At 56.6% G+C, this 17,539-nt stretch carries 12 protein-coding genes and 2 rRNA genes (1 of these 14 cut by a window edge); 5 read left to right on the top strand and 9 right to left on the bottom strand.

Annotated features, from left to right (window positions below):
• Window positions 1–32: 32 nt before the first annotated feature.
• From MWH26_RS01160 to MWH26_RS01130, 7 genes are all read right to left on the bottom strand, one after another.
• Entirely contained in the window at window positions 33–1,034 is a 1,002-nt protein-coding gene (locus MWH26_RS01160; protein WP_247975705.1) for a hypothetical protein, read from the bottom strand.
• A 9-nt stretch (window positions 1,035–1,043) separates the two neighbouring features.
• Complete coding sequence (locus MWH26_RS01155) at window positions 1,044–1,472, bottom strand: cytochrome c maturation protein CcmE domain-containing protein (RefSeq protein ID WP_247975704.1); 429 nt, start codon at window positions 1,470–1,472, stop codon at window positions 1,044–1,046.
• 194 nt (window positions 1,473–1,666) lie between these two features.
• Window positions 1,667–1,915 (bottom strand): CcmD family protein, encoded by a 249-nt coding sequence (locus MWH26_RS01150; RefSeq protein ID WP_244694734.1) that lies wholly within the window; start codon window positions 1,913–1,915, stop codon window positions 1,667–1,669.
• Window positions 1,896–2,567 (bottom strand): cytochrome c biogenesis protein, encoded by a 672-nt coding sequence (locus tag MWH26_RS01145; protein WP_244694733.1) that lies wholly within the window; start codon window positions 2,565–2,567, stop codon window positions 1,896–1,898. The genes MWH26_RS01150 and MWH26_RS01145 overlap by 20 nt, the downstream gene beginning before the upstream one ends.
• A 120-nt stretch (window positions 2,568–2,687) precedes the next feature.
• Window positions 2,688–3,329 (bottom strand): heme exporter protein CcmB, encoded by a 642-nt coding sequence (locus MWH26_RS01140; protein WP_244698940.1) that lies wholly within the window; start codon window positions 3,327–3,329, stop codon window positions 2,688–2,690.
• A gap of 221 nt (window positions 3,330–3,550) precedes the next feature.
• Window positions 3,551–6,904 carry a TolB-like translocation protein gene (locus MWH26_RS01135; RefSeq protein WP_247975703.1) on the bottom strand — a complete coding sequence of 1,118 codons (3,354 nt, stop codon included), beginning with the start codon at window positions 6,902–6,904 and terminating at the stop codon, window positions 3,551–3,553.
• Between the two features lie 9 nt (window positions 6,905–6,913).
• Window positions 6,914–8,026, bottom strand: a complete 1,113-nt coding sequence (locus MWH26_RS01130) for an NAD(P)/FAD-dependent oxidoreductase (protein ID WP_247975702.1) — start codon at window positions 8,024–8,026, stop codon at window positions 6,914–6,916.
• 220 nt (window positions 8,027–8,246) lie between these two features.
• On the opposite strand from MWH26_RS01130, the gene MWH26_RS01125 reads away from it, so the two are divergent.
• The 5 genes from MWH26_RS01125 (at window position 8,247) to MWH26_RS01105 (ending at window position 16,342) form a co-directional block, all read left to right on the top strand.
• A complete protein-coding gene (locus tag MWH26_RS01125; RefSeq protein ID WP_247975701.1) occupies window positions 8,247–8,882 on the top strand; it encodes an MBL fold metallo-hydrolase in 636 nt (211 codons plus the stop codon).
• Between the two features lie 58 nt (window positions 8,883–8,940).
• Window positions 8,941–9,633: a CDP-diacylglycerol--serine O-phosphatidyltransferase gene (gene pssA, locus MWH26_RS01120; protein WP_247975700.1), complete on the top strand. Its 693-nt coding sequence runs from the start codon at window positions 8,941–8,943 to the stop codon at window positions 9,631–9,633.
• Between the two features lie 231 nt (window positions 9,634–9,864).
• Window positions 9,865–13,800, top strand: coding sequence for a type IX secretion system sortase PorU (porU, locus tag MWH26_RS01115; protein WP_247975699.1), 3,936 nt, complete (start codon window positions 9,865–9,867; stop codon window positions 13,798–13,800).
• A gap of 57 nt (window positions 13,801–13,857) precedes the next feature.
• The gene (gene porV / locus MWH26_RS01110) at window positions 13,858–15,045 is read left to right on the top strand and encodes a type IX secretion system outer membrane channel protein PorV (protein ID WP_247975698.1); all 1,188 of its coding nucleotides are present in this window, start codon (window positions 13,858–13,860) and stop codon (window positions 15,043–15,045) included.
• 13 nt (window positions 15,046–15,058) lie between these two features.
• Complete coding sequence (locus MWH26_RS01105) at window positions 15,059–16,342, top strand: M16 family metallopeptidase (RefSeq protein WP_247977048.1); 1,284 nt, start codon at window positions 15,059–15,061, stop codon at window positions 16,340–16,342.
• A 333-nt stretch (window positions 16,343–16,675) separates the two neighbouring features.
• Here the strand turns inward: MWH26_RS01105 and rrf are convergent.
• Window positions 16,676–16,787, bottom strand: a 5S ribosomal RNA gene (gene rrf / locus MWH26_RS01100).
• Between the two features lie 95 nt (window positions 16,788–16,882).
• Window positions 16,883–17,539 (bottom strand): 23S ribosomal RNA (locus tag MWH26_RS01095); it runs 2,245 nt beyond the window's last position.

The following is a 17,539-nucleotide window of genomic DNA, read 5'->3' as shown; positions in this document are numbered from 1 at the left end:
CGGTATACTACCCGGCCAACACGAACTTGTTTTTAAGTGTTAGGGTGCCGCTGCCCAGCCAGGCGTTTCATCCGGGCCCGGTGGCCGCGCCGCTCCCAGCTTTGCTGGGCTTTGGCGGCCCGTTTAGCTCCTTCGGCGGCAGCCTGTACCTTGTTTTTGTCGGACTGCAGCAGGGGTAGACTGTAGGCATACCATTGCTGCTGCACCACGGCTGGTGCCGTGCCGTCAGCAGCCTTCGTAATTACCTGGTAGAGGTAGCGGCCTGGGGCACTGAGCGTATCGGTCCAGACATACTCGGGGCTGGTAGTGCCGTAAGTAGTGCGCTGCACCGGTACGGTGGCAACCTCCGAGGCCCGGAAAGCAGCCGCTTCGCGCCGCAACACCCGGAACTGCTGGACAGCGCCCAAAGAATCGGGCAAGGTCCAGCGGAGGGTGAAGCTGCTGCTCACGGTGGGCGCTACGGAAGCCAGCGCCGGCGCAAGTTGGGCGGGCACACCCTGCGCTTTGTCACTGACTGTCAGACTGAATTGACAGAAGTCTTTGAGGTAGCCATCCACATCCAACAGGTAGGGCTGCCCGGCGCGCAAGGAATCCAACGTCACAAACACATCATCCTGGCTACCCAGCGACGTGCAGGAAAGCACCCGGTAAGTGGCTGGCTGGCAAGGCTGCCCCGTCAGCACGACAAGCTGCACCCCGCGGGTGTCCCGGCATTTCTGCCCGCCAATGTTCACGTAGTACCGGCCCGAGGTGCGGGGTGTAAACTCAAACCACTGGTCGTTGTGGTATTCTATGCACTTACCAGTAAGCTTTTCGTCTACGCAGGCCCACTGCACAGTGCAGTCGGTGGTGCTAGACACAACAGCTTCGTTTAAACTTAGTACCCGCCGCCACTCAATGTCGTCGTTGGGCACCTGGGCTTTGGCTGCCAGTAAGGAACCCGGCAGTAGAAACAAGTTGCCAATAACCACGCGCCACCAACGGGGAAACTCTCCCCGGGTAGTTGCAGTGGCTGTTGGCAGCTGGTTTCTCATGCGGTTGTATTAGTTAACTGAAGCGGTAGCGCCCTTGATATCTTTCTCCACGTACTTGGAGGGGCACTTGAGCAAGATCTTATCGGCCACGAACAGGTTGTTGCGCATGGCGCCAGTAATTACTACCTGCTCCGACTTGTCGAAATCCTGGGGCTTGGGATTGAAGTACACCACGCGCTGGGCAATGCGGTTGGTGTCGACCAGAGTGAAGGCGAAGTAATTGGGGTCGAGGGTAGGATTGTACTCCAGACCTAAAATGTTCTGCTGCCCGTCGCGGGGTAGGCGGCCGACTACGTGCACTTTCGTGAGGTTTCCATCGGCGGCTCGCTCCCGGGCTTCCTTAAAGGAAACATACACGCTGGCATCACCGGCAGCACTCATAATGATGCCAATAGCCACGGCAATGACAGTAATGGCGAGAATGTGGGCTTTTTTCATGTCGGGGTACAACAGGCTGGCTCCACCCGGAGCCGAGGACATTCAGAACAACAAAAACAACGGCAAAGGTCCACTAAAAATGGTGAAATTGTGAGATGGCAAACTGATGAGATATCGGTTAATAGGCCCTACCAAGGCCGCTTGTGCATACAGCTCATTAAACTCATCATTTCACTATTTCACCACCTTATTGCTTAGTCCTTTACCTCTTTTTCCAAGCGACTGAGCTTGCGGTCTAGCGAAATCAGGAAAAGTAATAGGCCCGCCAGCACTACCGTGATGACGGCAACTACCACGTAAATCTTGCCGTTCTGGCGCAGGGCATCGGCCATTTCGGGTGTGTCTGCGGTAGTGGTGGCTTGGGCAGCTACCCGCAGGGCCGGCAGCAACAGCGTCAGCAGCAGGAGCAGCGCGGCGCGGAGCTTAGGCAAGCTGTTTTTCATATACTTTCAGTTTAAGCAAGGAAACGCGGCTAGCTAGTTGCGCCAGCCAGAAAGCCAGTAAAGTCCAGCCGATTACGGCCGGGTAGAACACCATGCGCATGTCGCTGTCAAGGTCGTACCGGGCAAAAGCTGGGTTGCCGCCGGCCCCGGGATGTAAGGAGTCCGTGAGGCGGGGCAGAATGTAAAACAGCGGCATGGCCGTAGCAAAGGCGAAGATGTTGTAAATGGCCGAAATTCGGGCTCGCTGCTGCTCATCAGTGAAAGAAGAGCGCAGTACAAGGTAAGCCCCGTATATAAGCATGGCAATGGCCGCACCGTTGAGCTTGGGGTCATTGGTCCACCAGGCACCCCAGGTGTACTTGGCCCAGATGCTACCGGTGGCCAGCCCCACGCAGCCCATCAGAATGCCAATGCGCGCCGACTCGTGGGCGCGGATGTCCAGCTCGGGGGCAGGGGTGCGCAGGTAACGCACGGAGTAGTACACGGAGGCAATCAGGATGAAGGTCATGCCAAACCACATGGGCACGTGGAAGTACAAATTGCGGATACTCTCGTTGAGAATGGCCAGGCGCGGCACCGGCATCAGGAGCCCCGCCACGGCTACGTACAGCAGCAGCACCACACTCAGGGCTTTCCACCAATTGTGTTTCATAAAGCTGTAAGCTACTAGCTGTTGGCTGTTAGCTTCGTAAGGTGAAATGTATTAATTACCAGAGAACAGAAAAAGCTAGAAGCTACTATACTAGCCATCAGCTAGTATAGTAGCTTGACATTAGCTTCGCCACAGGAAAGGGAACAGCAAATAGGACACGGCCCCTACAATCATGTTCAGGGCAACCAAGGTAAGCAAGGAGCTTTGGCTGGCCTCGAATTCCAGCCCATCCAGGGCGTTTTTGGATACTTTGATGAGCAGCAGCAGCATGGGCACCATCAGCGGGAAGCCGAGCACGGCCATCAGGGTGCTACTGTTGGTGGCTTTGGCCGCAATGCCCGATACCAAGGTTAGGGTGCTGGCGAAGCCCACGGCCCCTAACAACACGTTGCCCATGAACAGCGGCGTATCTTGAACGGGGTTGCCCAGCACCACCGCGTACAGCCCAAATGCTACTAAGGCCAGGCCCAGTAGCAATAGGGCGTTGTACCCAATTTTGGCCAGAATTACGGCCTGGGGCCGTACTACCGTGTAGTAGTACAGCATACGGCCCCGACTTTCCTGCAAAAACCCTTTCGCTACGGCATTCACTGCCGAAAACAGCAGCACAATCCAGAACAGGGCATTCCAGGCCGGAGCCGGCAGTTGCCCACCGCGGAGCGAGAAGCTGAGGTAGCAGACAAAAACGGTGCTACCTACGTACAGGAGCATGCCGTTCAGGGCCGCGCGCTGCCGCCATTCCAGACGGAAGTCCTTCTGCATCAACACCCAAATTTCGCTGAGGAGCGTCACGGTAACACGGCTGGTAAAAGGACCGTAAAGATACAACCCAACTCCCGGATTACCCCGCATCGACCGGGGAATACCGCAACCTACCCGATCAAGCTTGCGTTGAAGGCACTTTTGGCTAAAAACCAGAAGGCCTTTCACTGATGCAGTGAAAGGCCTTCTGGTTTGATAAAGTAGTTGCTTACTGCTTTCGGCTAGAAGTCGTAACCCAGGGTTACGTAGAGCTTCGGTCCTTTTTCGGTGTACTGCTCCCGGCCCCAAGCCACGTCGCCCTTCACGTAGAAGCCCAGCATGGTAGTACGGATACCCGCACCGTAGCCGTACAGCATGGGATTAGCGAAATTGATAACCGTACCGGTGAAGCTGTTGCCATTGCCTAGGTTGCCGGGGTTCACCTGCGTATTGATGGAGTTATTGACACTGAATGGGTTAGCTCCCGAATACGTGGTACCCAAATCCCCAAAGGCCGTTAGCTGTAGGTTGCGGAAGAAGCCCGATTCAATAGGATTGCGCGAGAAGTACTGGATGATGGGCAGGCGTAGCTCCGTGTTCAACAGCACGTACTTCTGGCCCACCCGTTTGCTGTAGTCAAACCCGCGCAGGTTGGTGACGAACTGCTGGTAGAACATTTGGGTAGGCGACAGCCGGGCCGGGTCGGGGCTGTTGCCGTTGGAGTCGATGATTTGGTCGTCCTCGTAATCGTAATTCAGCCAGTTATCCATGCCGCCGAGGCGGAAGAAGGGCTGCGAGGAGCCGCCCCCGATGTACTGCCCAAAGCTCACGCGGTTGGCCCAAATCAGCTGACGGTGAATCTTCTGGTAGTGACGCAGATCCACGTAAATCTTGGTGAAGTCCTTGTCGCCGCCAGCCACGTCGTACAGGCGGGTCATGCCTATTTTCATACGGGTGCCCTGCAGCATGTTCACGCCCGTAGCAATGGAGTTGTCGAAAACTAGTTCGCCGGCGCCCCCGAGGTAGGTGATGGTGCTGTCGTTGGTTCCGTTCAGGTCCGTGAAAGTTTTGCGGCTTACGTTCACGAAGCGCGGGCCGCCGCGCACACTTAGGTTGTGCGTGAGCGGGTAGGCAATGGTAGGCGCTATTTCGTGGCGACCGAACCGCGTCCGACCCGTCGTCTCATTATCAAAGAAATAGGCCTGTTTCTGATACAGAATACTCCAATCGTAGCGGTGTTTCAGGTTCGTGTACTCCGCGAAGATGTTACTAGTCCGCAGGTCGGTCAGGCCAAAAATACCGGCCCGAATACGGTGGTCTTCCATCAGGTCCGACATGTTCACCTGTCCCATTAGCCCTAGGCCCAGCAAGGGGTCAGAGTAGAGGGAGGAAACGACGTTGTCGATGCTGAAGCGAGTATCGTAACGGAAGGGGCCGACTAAGGAAGCGGCCTCGCTGGGTGCGGCCTGGGGCAGGGCCACTACCGTAGCAGCGCGGCGCTTGACGGGGGTAGTAGGGTTGGCCCGTGAAACCGGAATGTCCTCGTCAAACTCGTAGTCGCTGGTATTGATGCGCCCACCGGATTTTGCCGGGGCCGTTGCCGGCTCCGTAGTGGCTGGGGCGGCTTCTCCAGTAGCGGGGGTTGTAGCGGGAGTTTCCGTTTGCTGAGTGGCGTTGGCAATGGTAGGCCCCGGCCGGGTAGCAGCTGGTACGGCGGCTTTGGCTGGTTTTGAGCGGTCTTCTAGGGTTTCCTGCCGGGCCGTTTTGTAGAGCGTCAGGTTGTCGGGCAGCGAGTAGCTCGGGTACAAATACACGTAGTCGCGCGCCTCGTTGGCGGCCACAAAGCCCAAGGTGCCCGTGGTAGCATTGTAGTCGTAGTCCTCGATGTTGGCCAGGAAGCTAGTAACGGGGCGATACTGTTTGGTAGCCAGCGTGAGGCGGTAGAGGCTACGCACCCCGCTTTCTTCGCTCAAAAACAGAATTTCCGAGTCAGAAATAGCCCGCGGGCGGCCTTCGTTGGAAATGGTATTAGCTAGCACTTCCACCGGCTGAGGCCGACCGTCGAGGTGGTACAGGTAGAGGTCGTAGTTATTGACAACGGCGCCAAAGCTTCCCTTCGCCGTACCGGCCGAATCAAGCCAGCGGTTGGAGCTAAACACGATGCCCCCACCGCCGGGTAGGAAGCTGGGCTCCACGTCGTCGAAGACATCGTTGGTCAGCTTTTCCGGCGTTCGGCTACCGGCTCGCAATAGGTACAAATCGTTTTGACCGTTGCGTACCCCACTAAACACCAACGACTTGCCATCGGGCGAATAGTTCAGGTCGGTAATCTGGGAGAACTGGGCAAATAGGGACGTAGAGCGGCCGAAGCTGGGTAATAGGCTTTTCAGGCGGCTCACCATATTCGAGACGACTCCATCGGCGTCGCGCAGCTGCAGCGTTAGGTTACCCTTGCTCATTTCGGCTACGGCCAGCTGGCCGTTACCGCGCCAAGCCATTACCGGCAAACGAGTTTCTACCTCCTGATCGGGGGTTTTGTACCCGCCCCGATGCACCACGTCGCGGCCACGGCCATTCTTGTCTACCACTACTACCCGGTAGCGACCCTGGTCATTTTGCACGTAGGCTAGGCGCTGCCCGTTGGGGCTGAGCACCGGCTGGCTGTAGATGGTATTTTTGCGGTTGTTGCGCACCACCCGCCGGGCCTCGTCGGCCTGCTGATAAGGCGTTTGCGGCTGGGAATTCAGCTGGCGGTAGTACCCAAGCCAATCTTTCAAAAACACCTTGTACGGCACGTTCAGAGAAGAGCTGATACCTACTTCCACGTCGCGGGTAATGCGCGTCAGGTTCAAGATGTTCTGCACGGAGGTGTAGCCGTAGCGCTCCGCAATGTAGTTCCAGATGCTCTGGCCGGCCAGCTCGGGGTTGCGCAGAAAGAACGGGGCCGTGCGGTTGCCCTCGTGCTCCTTGGTCATGGTGCGCATGTAGTCGTCCATTTCCACGCTCCAGCCCTGGGCCGCGTAGGCCGAGGCCCCGCTGATAAACCAGTTGGGCAGCTGAAGCAGGTAGGTGCTCTGGATGACTTCCTTGAGCGAGCCGCCGTACATCATGTCATTGAGCAGCACGCGGGTGATGCGGCTGCTCAAGTCTTGCTTAAAGCGGGTTTGCTGACCCTGGAAGGCTATCTGCACCTTGGTAGAGCGCACCAAGGATGTTTCGCCGCCGGTGGCGTACTTGTCCGTGTCGAGGCCCACGTTGCTCTGCCGCAGGTCGCCTACGGAGTTATAGAGCATGATGGTCGTCTTCGAGTAAGGGTAGTACCCGATTAGGCCGGTGATGCGCTGCAATTCCTTTTCGGCGTACTCAGCAGCGTGGCGGGCGTTGGCCTCGCCCCCAGCGTAGTAGTAAATATTGAAGTTCTGGGTGCTGAGCTGCAGCCAGTCGAAGTTCTTGTACTGAATCCGCACCCGCCCGAAGGGCTCCTGGGCCGTTTGCGCCCGCGCGGTTTCGCCGGAAAATGCCAGCCCCAGCAGCAGGGCCACCACGCCAGCCGGACGACCAACATGGCGCCGGGAAAGTAAGGATATGTGCTTCATAGGAGAAAGCTAGGAGCGGGGAGCAGGAGTAGCCAGGCCGGCCGAAGCTGGGCCCGGAGAATATAACGTAAAATACCGCCGAATATTGACTTCGGGCCAGGGTTCGATGCCTTTTTCCAGCCAATCGGCCAGCACCTGGGCCAGGCGAGGAGCCATCATGACCCCTTTGGAGCCCAAGCCGTTGAAAATATGTACGTTCGGCAGCGCCGGATGGGTTCCGAGCAGCGGCTTCCGGTCGCGTACGGCAGGCCGCACGCCGGCCCGCTGCCCCGTCACCCGAAACGACTGGTCGGTCATGTCGTGGAGGCGCTGACTGAGTTCCTGGCGGGCTTCGGCCGTTATGCCTTCGGCAAACGGAGGCCAGCGGTAGGTAGCTCCCACCCGAAACCGATGCTCCCCGAGCGGCACCACATAGGCACCTTTGTTGAGTACCTCCAGTTCCGGCAGCCCGGCGCATTCCACATCCAGCACCTCCCCTTGGTTAGGAGTTATCGGTAGCCACTGAAAATACGGGTTATGGACGGCTGCCGCACCTTCGCAACACACCACATGCTGGGCTTGCACGCGGCCGGCGTAGGTAAGGCTACCATCCGGCTGGGCAACAAGCTGGGACCAATCAAAAGTTTCGTGGCGCAGCCACCCTTCCCGCTCTCCTTCCGCAGCCAGCGCACTCAACAGTTCTTCCACCCGCACGTAGCCCCCGCGCCGAATGCGTAAGCCACCTAGCGCCTGCCGCACGCCCGGCCGGGCCGGCAGTTCGGCGCCCGGGTCCTCCACGAAGTCCTGCCAGGGTTGGTCGGCACTGCGGGCAATGATGGTGTTTTGCTCTCCTACCGAAGAAAAGAGTTTCAGAATGGGGAGCTCAAAGAAAAACCGTTGGCCTAGCCGCTGCTCCTGAGCCTGGTAAAATACGGCCGCGGCGGGCAAGAGCTCGTCGGCCCGCCAGGCCAGGGCAAAACGCTTACCAGCTACCGGGTTCATCAGGCCAGCCGCTACCCGCGAGGCCGAATCTGGCTGAAAAGTATCCAGCACGAGCACCTGGTAGCCGCGCGCCCGCAACTCCGCGGCCAGGGTAGCCCCGGCAATGCCGTAACCCACTAATAAATAATCAACGCGTGTCATTACGGGCAAGGTAAGGGAGAAACGCAGAACACTACCAGAGGCCACGGTACGTTACGAGCCCAACCTAGGGCTGGTGCGCCTGCCAGGTTCACGAGCCAATTACTGATCCGCTCCTGGCGCACGGCTGGGGCCGGTCACTACCCTTTCATTCGCAGCAAGACTCGTAACTTACCCTCCTAAATTGATTCCTGGCTACGGGCCGGCTCCTTTTCCTTTGCGCATGACTGTTTCTGGCTTTACCTTCAACGCCTTTTCTGAGAACACCTATTTACTGCACGACGCCACGGGCCAGTGCGTTATCATCGACCCCGGCTGCTACGAGCGGGCCGAGCAGGAAGCCCTGCGTAGCTTTATTGAGAAGCAGGGCCTGCAGGTGGTGTTGCTGCTGAATACCCACTGCCACATCGACCATGTTTTCGGTAACCAGTTTGTGGTGGACACTTATAAGGTGCCGTTTCTGATTCATGAGGCTGATTTGGCTACCCTGCGCTCGGTGCCGGCTTACGCTCCCAGCTACGGCTTTGCCCGCTACACTCCGGCTGAACCAACTGGCTTTCTGACGCCCGGCGAGCCATTGCGCTTCGGAGAAACAGAGCTGGAGGTACGATTTGCGCCGGGCCACGCGCCAGGCCACGTAATTTTCTACCATGCCCCAAGCAGCACCGTCATCGGGGGCGACGTGCTGTTTCAAAGCAGCATTGGCCGCACCGATTTGCCTGGCGGCGACCATGCGACTCTTATTGCCAGCATCAAAAGCCAGTTGCTAACCCTCCCCGACGAAACCGTTGTGTACCCCGGCCACGGCCCGGCCACCACCATCGGCCAGGAGCGCCGCACCAATCCATTTCTGAAGTAAGAAGCAGCTTTTGCTGCGCTTTTCTCCGCGTATTCCAAGGCATACTTTCCCCTCTCCCTTGAAAAAACATCTTCCTAACGCCGTTACCTGTCTTAATCTGTTTTCCGGCTGCCTGGCCCTCTGCCACATTTTCGCGGGCGAACTGGAAACGGCCGCGTACTTCGTGGGGCTAGCCGCAGTTTTCGACTTTTTTGACGGCTTGCTGGCGCGGGTCCTGCACGTCTCCTCCCCCATCGGCAAAGACCTCGATTCCCTGGCTGATATGGTATCCTTCGGCGTGGTGCCGGGTGCTTTCCTGTTTGATTTGCTGCGCCAGGCCGGGGCCGATCTGCCCACCTGGTTACCTTACGTAGGCTTTCTGGTCACGGTATTCTCGGCCCTGCGGCTGGCTAAGTTTAATAACGATACGCGCCAGTCCGACTCCTTTATCGGCCTGCCTACTCCCGCCTGCACCCTGGTAGTAGCTTCCCTGCCCCTCATCATGGCCCACGACGACTTAGGGATAACCAAGCTTATCCTGAATCCCTGGCTCCTACTCGCGCTGACGGTGATTTTGTCGGGCTTGCTAGTAGCGGAGCTACCGTTGTTTGCCTTGAAGTTCAAGTCTTTCCGCTGGCAGGATAATCAGGTCCGCTTTATCTTTTTGCTGCTGAGCGTGGGGTTGCTACTGGTGCTAGGTGCCGCCGCTATTCCGCTCATTATTTTGCTGTACGTGCTGTTATCCTTGCTCACACGGGCCAAAACAGCTTGAGGCTACCTGAGAGGAGGCTAGCATCCAACTCTTCAGTTGCTTGAGCCAGGAATGTTTGCCAATCCGAGTGCCCGCGCTACTGCGTTCATGAAAGCGTAATTTTCTGGTCTCAGGCCGCAATAATTCGTAGGCTCGGCAGTTACCTACTGCGCGCTGAACTGAGTTACTGTCTATCCTGTTGCCTGCCCAAAGCTGCGGCTTTTATATTGTCCTGATTTCTGCGCCTTGTCTATGCGGTTTTTTACTTGCTGGTTGTTGCTTTTACTAGGGATAAGCATGGGCGGCCCACCGGCCCGGGCCCAGGCAACGGAGCAAGTTGTGCGGGCCCGTATTGCCTGGACGGGCACGGAACCAGTGGTCATCCGGGGTCAGCAGCGGCGGGTCCCTTCGTTTCGGGGCGCTTTTTTCCGCCTGAACGAGCAGGTCGGCACTTATCAGCTCCGGCTACCTGGCACCGTAACCGAGGGCAACCTGCGCGAAACCGTTTATGAGCCCGTACCGGCCGCCGATGCGCGCCAGCTGGACCTAGCGGCGCTGCCTACTACCCCAACCACTGGGCTGGTAACCGGCTTAGAGCAACGCCAGCCCGTGACGCTATTGGCCCTGCAGCCCCTGCGCCGCAACCCCCAAACTGGCCAGGCCGAAAAGCTCGTTTCCTTCACTTACGCTTATTCTCGGAACGCAAACGCCCAACGGCCGGCCGCCGGCACCCGCACCTACGCCCGTTCTTCCGTTTTAAGTCAGGGCGACTGGTTTAAGATCGGAGTTCCGGGTAGCGGCATCTATAAGCTTGATAAGAAGGCTCTGGCTAGCCTGGGGCTCAACGTGCAGGCCCTGGATCCGGCCCGCCTGCGCCTGTATGGCAACGCCATGGGCACCTTGCCCCAGGCCAGCCAAACCTTCCGGCCCGATGACCTGGCCGAAAACCCCATTCGTTTCGTAGGCGACGCCAACGCTACCCTCGACGACAATGAGTACTTTCTGTTCTATGCCCGCGGCCCCCACACCTGGACGCGGGCCGGCGGCGCGGCGCGCTTTCAGCACCACCTAAACCCCTACACCGATACGGCCTATTACTTCCTGACGGTGGGTAATACTGCCGGCCGGCGCGTTGCCGCGGCTCCCGCAGTTACGGGTAGCGCCACGGCCCGTATCACCACGTTCACGGAGCGGCAGTTTTACGAACTGGAATTGGTGAACTTAGCTAAATCGGGGCGAGTGTGGCTGGGGGAGCAATTCTCAACTTCCGACCAAAAATCGTTTTCCTTTACCGTACCCGATCTGGTAGCCGGTACTACGGTGCAGGTAACGGCATCGGTGGCGGCCTCATCGGCGGCGGCTACCTTTTTTCAAAGCAGCCTCAACGGACAGTCCGCCACTACCCAAGTAGTGCCGGGCTACTATTGCACCGGCGGCTTAGGATGCTACCCCGAGGTAGCCAACACCAACCTCACTACGCTAAGCTACGTGGTGCCTGCTTCGGTGCCGGCCGCCATTAAGGTAGACCTCACGTACAACGGCAGCAATGACCCAGCCGCTAGGGGCTACCTGGACTACCTAGAACTTAATGCCCGCCGCCAGCTCCGGTTCGCAGGCAGCCAGCTGGAGTTTCGCTCCCTCGAAAACATTGCCCCCGGCGCCATTAGCCAATACGAGCTAGCCAATGCTACTGGCGTTACCATCTGGGATGTCAGCAACCCGCGCCGGCCGGCCGAGGTAGTGGCTCCTAGCGGCAGTTTTCTGGCTCGCACTGATACTGTCCGGGAGTTTGTGGCCTTCAGCGGCAGCAACTTTCCGGCCCCCCGCAACTTTGGCCGGGTTGCTAACCAGAATCTGCACGCGCTGAACCTGGACAGCAAGCTGGAGCTGGTTGTTCTGACCCACCCGGCTTTCCTAGCGCAGGCCAACCGCTTAGCAGCTCACCGCGCCGCGCACGATGGCCTAACCACCCAAGTAGTCACGACCAATCAGGTGTACAATGAGTTTGGCTCCGGTGGGCAGGATGTTACGGCCATCCGGGACTTTATGAAAATGGTGTACGACCGGGCCCCGGCCGGCAAACGCCAGTACCTGCTACTGTTCGGCGACGCTTCCTACGACTACAAGGCCGATCCTACCAACCAAGCCGATCAATTGCCTACGTGGTGGAAAAATCGGCTCCCGGCCAACGCCGACAAAATCAACCAAAACTTTGTGCCGGTGTACGAATCGGTAGAAAGCTTCGACCAGATCATGGGCGCGCGGCCGGGCAGCCAGGGCATTACGTACTCCTCCGATGACTATTACGGCCTGCTCGACGATACCGAAGGCAGCTGGGCTCCCAACTCCAACAACGAATTGCTCGATATTGGCGTAGGCCGCCTACCCGTACGAACTACCGACCAGGCGCGGCTCGTCGTTGACAAACTGCTTGCTTACGACTCGCCGGTCAGCTACGGAAAGTGGCGTAACCGCCTTTCCTTCGTGGCCGATGACGGGGACAATAACTTGTTTACTACTTATACTGAGCAGCTTACGAACCCACTCGATACGCTTGCTACTGCCCAGGGCTACAACGTGTATAAACACTACCTCGACATGTACCCTCAGGTAATTGTGGCAGCGGGTCAACGCTCCCCAGCCGCTGAGCAGTCCATTGATGAGGCATTTGAGCAAGGTTCGCTACTGATTAACTACATCGGGCACGGTGGCCCTAAAGGCTGGGCTGAGGAGCAGATTCTGACGAATTCTTCGGTGTTGCGGCTGCGGAACAGCAACCGTTTGTCCTTCTTATTCACGGGCACCTGCGACTTCAGCACCTACGACAACCCCGAGTTTACCTCGGCCGGCGAACAGTCCCTGACCGACATTGCAGGCGGCGCTATTGGCTTGTTTACTACTACTCGGGTTGTGTATGCTGACCGGAACCAGAACATGGCTGTAGAATTCTTCCGCGACCTGTTCACGCCGCTCGCCAACGGCAATATGCCCCGTATTGGCGACATCTGCCAGGCTACCAAAAACGCAGCTGTATCCGGCGACAATAACCGTAATTATGCCCTGCTCGGTGACCCTTCCATGCGGTTGGCCTACCCCGAGCAAGAAGCTGTGGTGACAGAGGTAAATGGCAAATCAGCATCCCTGGCTCAGCTTGATACCCTAAAGGCACTGCGGCAGGTAGAAATCAAGGGCGAAATCCGGCGCGCGGGGCAACGCAACGCCCGTTTTGCGGGTACTGCTCAGGTACAGATATTTGAGAAGAAGTCCACGGTCATGACCCTCGGCAATGAAGCAGGCGATAAACCGACGCCGATAGCCGTGCGGGAGAACGTGCTCTACGATGGTCCTGCTACGGTCAGCAACGGTCAGTTTAAGCTGCAGTTTGTGGTGCCCAAAGACATCAATTACCAAGTAGGGCTGGGCAAGATCAGCCTGTATGCGGCCGACCCCACGGCCCGCACTGACGCCCACGGTCAGCGCTTCATTCCCGTGGGCGACGCGGCTCAGCTGGCTTACCGCGACACTATTCCGCCGCGTATCCAGCTGTTTATGGACAACGAAACCAGCTTCGTGTTTGGGGGCCTCACGGGGACTACCACCACGTTGATTGGCAACCTGCGCGACGCCAGCGGCATTAATACTGCAGGCACCGGTATCGGCCACGACCTCACCGCTACCCTCGACGGCGACCCTTCGAAGGTTACCATCCTCAACGAGTTCTACACGGCCAAAGTAGACAGCTTCCAGGCTGGCCAAGTAAAATACCTGTTCAAAGACCTCAGTCCAGGCCCCCATGAGCTGCGCGTGAAGGCTTGGGATACCTGGAACAACTCGGCCGAGCGTGCTATTGAGTTTATTGCGGCGCCCACCGAAAAGCTAGCCCTGCAACACGTTCTTAATTATCCGAATCCCTTTGCCAGCGCGACCACTTTCCACTTCGATCATAATCGTCAAGGCGAAGAATTAGAAGTACAAGTGCAGATCTTCACGGTATCCGGCAAACTGGTTCGCACGCTGCAGGCCTCGGCACTTAGCAGTGGCCCCCACGTGGCTTCCATCAGTTGGGATGGCCGCGACGAGTACCAAGATCAGTTGGCGCGCGGTGTTTACGTATACCGCGTTAGCGTCCGCTCGCCACGTGACGGTTCTACAGCTTCCAAATTTGAAAAGCTAGTTTTGCTTAACTAGAAGCAAAAGCTTGCGCATTTCGCCTACCTTCCGCCTCTATTTTTTCTTCGTTCCCCTATGACACTGACGAAACTGACCTTGCGCTCCATGCTGTTGCCGGGTCTGCTAGGCCTGGCTGCTACCGCCCAAGCCCAGGACCGGGTTATTCCAATTACTACCGCTGTTCCCATCCTGACGGTTAGCCCAGATTCGCGCTCAGGAGCCATGGGAGAAGTTGGTGCTGCTATCAGCCCAGATGCCAACTCAGCGTATTATAACCCAGGCAAATTGGGCTTCGTGCGCTACCAGCACAGTGTTTCTACCTCGTATACTCCTTGGCTAGCCGGCGTGGCCAATGACATGGGCTTGGCTTACTTGAGCGGAACGACAAAAATAGGCGAACGGGCTACGCTTGCCGCCAACCTGATGTATTTCGATCTGGGAGAAATCCAGTACCGGACTTCAACGGGAGCAGCCAACGGCACCTTTAACCCCAAGGAATATGCCGTGAGTGTGGGCTATGGGCAGAAGCTCAGCGAAAAGTTTGGAGTAGGCATCAACGCCCGCTATATCCGCTCTAACCTTACGGGAGGCAATATTGACAGCAACCCTGGTAATGCGGTTGCCGTGGATCTTGGCGCTTATTACAATACAGACCTTACCATTGGCGCCGGGGAGTATAGCTTGGCTTTTGGTGGCGCGGTTTCTAACATTGGCAATAAAATCACCTACACCGACCCCAATCGTCCTGACTTTCTACCAACCAACCTGAAGCTAGGTACTGCCATCACGAAAGAGCTGGACGCTTATAATAAGATTACGCTGGCATTCGACGTCAACAAGTTGCTAGTACCCAGCCCTTATTTTGAAGATGAGGTACCTTCGACTGACCCACGTATCATAGCAGAAAATGTGGAGCGGGCTAACTATGGTATTGTCCGCGGTATTACAAGCTCCTTCAGCGACTCTCCCGACGGTTTTAAAGGAGAACTGCGCGAGATAAACCTTTCTGGCGGCCTTGAGTACACGTATAATGATTTGCTGATGGCCCGGGTAGGCTATTTCTACGAGAACCCTAATAGCGGGGGCCGTCAGTATCTGAGCCTCGGAGCTGGCGTCCGCTACCAAGTATTTGGGGTTGATGGCGCCTACCTGGTACCCAATTCCAGAGCTAATCCTTTAGCCCAAACATTACGCGTGTCGTTGCACTTTAACTTCAATGAACTGAGCGAAGCCTTCGGCAGCTCCGGCGACACGTCCAACTAACTTCTTCCTTTTGATGCTCGACCGCAAAGTCGCTCCTCCCGTTCAGCCGCTGGCCCGCGTAACGCTGCCCGCGGCTGACGTGTTTTCGCTCCTTAACGGAGCCCGTCTGCATGTACTGCGCAATGATGCCCAGCCCGTAGTCCGTCTTCAGGTAGTATTCAAAGCCGGCAAATGGTATGAACCAGCTCCCGGTATTTCGCTGCTCACGGCGCGCATGCTGCTCGAAGGCACCCGCACGCGCACAGCCCGCCAAATTGCCGATGAAATAGCGTTCTACGGAGCCTCCCTAGAATGTGAGCAAGGGTTTGATCGGGCTACACTCACCTTATACTGCCTAACTCGTCACCTGCCGAAGCTACTTCCCCTAGTACTGGATGTACTAACGGAAGCCACGTTCCCGGACCCAGAGCTTGAACAGCTAAAGACTCGCACAATCCAGAACGTGCGGGTTGAACGTCAAAAATCCAGTTACCTAGCCGCTGAGCAGTTTTCGCATAACTTGTTTGGCCCTACGTATCCCTACGGCGTTAAATTCAATGAGAATCTCTTCCGTCTAGTTACTGCTACTCAACTTCGGACGTTCCATCAGCAACGGTATCAGCTGTCACGGAGCGAAATATTCCTGTGCGGTGATGTTGCAGATGCAGACCAAAAATTAATTGGTGAATTGCTGGGAACAGTGGTGCTCTCGTCAGAAGTAAAGCCCACCCTACCTGCTGTAGTACTAGCAGCAAGCACGCTAGCCCAAGACTATGTGTTACTGAAAGGCAGCCTACAGTCCTCATTGCGCATAGGGAAGCTTTGGCCCGCGCTAAGCCACTCGCAGACGCACGAATTGCAAGTATTAGTAAAAGTGCTAGGAGGCTACTTTGGATCACGCCTGATGCGAAATATCCGTGAAGACAAAGGTCTGACTTATGGCATCTACGCAAGTGTGAATCCGCGCGAACATGCTTCCAGCTTTGTTATCGGCTCAGATGTCAATACTACTAACACGGAAGCCGCCATCAAAGAAATTCACTTTGAACTGAGCCGCCTGCAAACTGAGCGTATTCCAGATGACGAACTGCAAACCGTCAAGAACTACATGGCCGGTAAGTTTGCCAATGAGCTCAGCACAGTGTTCGAACAATGTGATAAGTATATGAACCTTGTTTTCCATGATCTTCCAACTGCTTACTATAGCGAGTTTGTCGAAAGAATTCAAGACGTCCAATCAAGTAGCTTATTGACTTTGGCCCAAGAGTACTTATCTATTAACTCAATGATAGAGGTGGTATCCGGACCAAGAGAATAAGAGCCTTACAATAAAGCACATACAAAAGGGCCGCTTGCATTAGCAAGTGGCCCTTTTGTATGTGCTTTAAACTGGAAATATTTGAGTGCACAGATTCAACTAAAATTTCATGACCCCTGCCATAGCCGTTTAAGCATTTTTTTGTCCTTATTATTTCATAACACTCTACTAAGTGACGTTGATCCAATTAAGAAGATACATACAGAACTGATTCCAACTGCTTCCCCTCCCTCTACCGGGGTGGAGGCAAGGGGGAGCATAGGGATAGGGGGATAACGCACGTCGGCCCCCCGCAGCACGAAGTCGCGGGGGGCCGAGGCACATAAATGATAAGGTTGGCGGCGACCGACTCTCCCGCCGGTGAAGGCAGTACCATAGGCGCTCCGGGGCTTAACGACTCTGTTCGGAATGGGAAGAGGTGAACACCCGGGCTAAAGCCACCATTATCAAGCCAGCATCCTGTCCACCGAAGCGGACAAGGGCTGTCGTATTTTAACATAGAGGCAGAGTAGGAAAAAGAAAGAGGTGAGCTACGTATGCTACAGAAGTGTTCGAGTCCTTAGTACCCCTCGGCTGTGCGATTTCGCGCTCTACACCTAGGGCCTATCAACGTTGTGGTCTCCAACGACTCTTCTATCGGATATCTCATCTTCAGGTGAGTTTCGCACTTAGATGCTTTCAGCGCTTATCTCATCCCAGCGTCGCTACCCGGCGCTGCAACTGGCGTCACAACCGGTGCACGAGCGGCTGGTCCAACTCGGTCCTCTCGTACTAAAGTCAGGTCCTGTCAAATATCCTACGCCCACCACAGATAGGGACCGAACTGTCTCACGACGTTCTGAACCCAGCTCGCGTGCCACTTTAATCGGCGAACAGCCGAACCCTTGGGACCTTCTCCAGCCCCAGGACGTGACGAGCCGACATCGAGGTGCCAAACCTCCCCGTCGATATGAGCTCTTGGGGGAGATCAGCCTGTTATCCCCGGCGTACCTTTTATCCTTTGAGCGATGGCCCTTCCATGCGGAACCACCGGATCACTATATCCGTCTTTCGACCCTGCTCGGCTTGTAGGCCTCACAGTCAAGCCCGCTTCTGCTATTGCGCTCTGCGTACGGTTACCAAGCGTACTGAGCGGACCTTTGAAAGCCTCCGATACATTTTTGGAGGCGACCACCCCAGTCAAACTACCCAGCAGAC

It is taken from the genome of Hymenobacter sublimis, assembly GCF_023101345.1.
Lineage (GTDB): Bacteria > Bacteroidota > Bacteroidia > Cytophagales > Hymenobacteraceae > Hymenobacter > Hymenobacter sublimis.
Note: the sequence above shows the minus strand (reverse complement) of the source record. Positions and strands in the feature narration are given on the sequence as shown.

Coding starts and splice junctions, on each gene's coding strand:
- MWH26_RS01160 (WP_247975705.1), bottom strand. CDS start 1,034: ATGAGAAACCAGCTGCCAACAGCCACTGCAACTACCCGGGGAGAGTTT.
- MWH26_RS01155 (WP_247975704.1), bottom strand. CDS start 1,472: ATGAAAAAAGCCCACATTCTCGCCATTACTGTCATTGCCGTGGCTATT.
- MWH26_RS01150 (WP_244694734.1), bottom strand. CDS start 1,915: ATGAAAAACAGCTTGCCTAAGCTCCGCGCCGCGCTGCTCCTGCTGCTG.
- MWH26_RS01145 (WP_244694733.1), bottom strand. CDS start 2,567: ATGAAACACAATTGGTGGAAAGCCCTGAGTGTGGTGCTGCTGCTGTAC.
- MWH26_RS01140 (WP_244698940.1), bottom strand. CDS start 3,329: ATGCAGAAGGACTTCCGTCTGGAATGGCGGCAGCGCGCGGCCCTGAAC.
- MWH26_RS01135 (WP_247975703.1), bottom strand. CDS start 6,904: ATGAAGCACATATCCTTACTTTCCCGGCGCCATGTTGGTCGTCCGGCT.
- MWH26_RS01130 (WP_247975702.1), bottom strand. CDS start 8,026: ATGACACGCGTTGATTATTTATTAGTGGGTTACGGCATTGCCGGGGCT.
- MWH26_RS01125 (WP_247975701.1), top strand. CDS start 8,247: ATGACTGTTTCTGGCTTTACCTTCAACGCCTTTTCTGAGAACACCTAT.
- porU (WP_247975699.1), top strand. CDS start 9,865: ATGCGGTTTTTTACTTGCTGGTTGTTGCTTTTACTAGGGATAAGCATG.
- porV (WP_247975698.1), top strand. CDS start 13,858: ATGACACTGACGAAACTGACCTTGCGCTCCATGCTGTTGCCGGGTCTG.
- MWH26_RS01105 (WP_247977048.1), top strand. CDS start 15,059: ATGCTCGACCGCAAAGTCGCTCCTCCCGTTCAGCCGCTGGCCCGCGTA.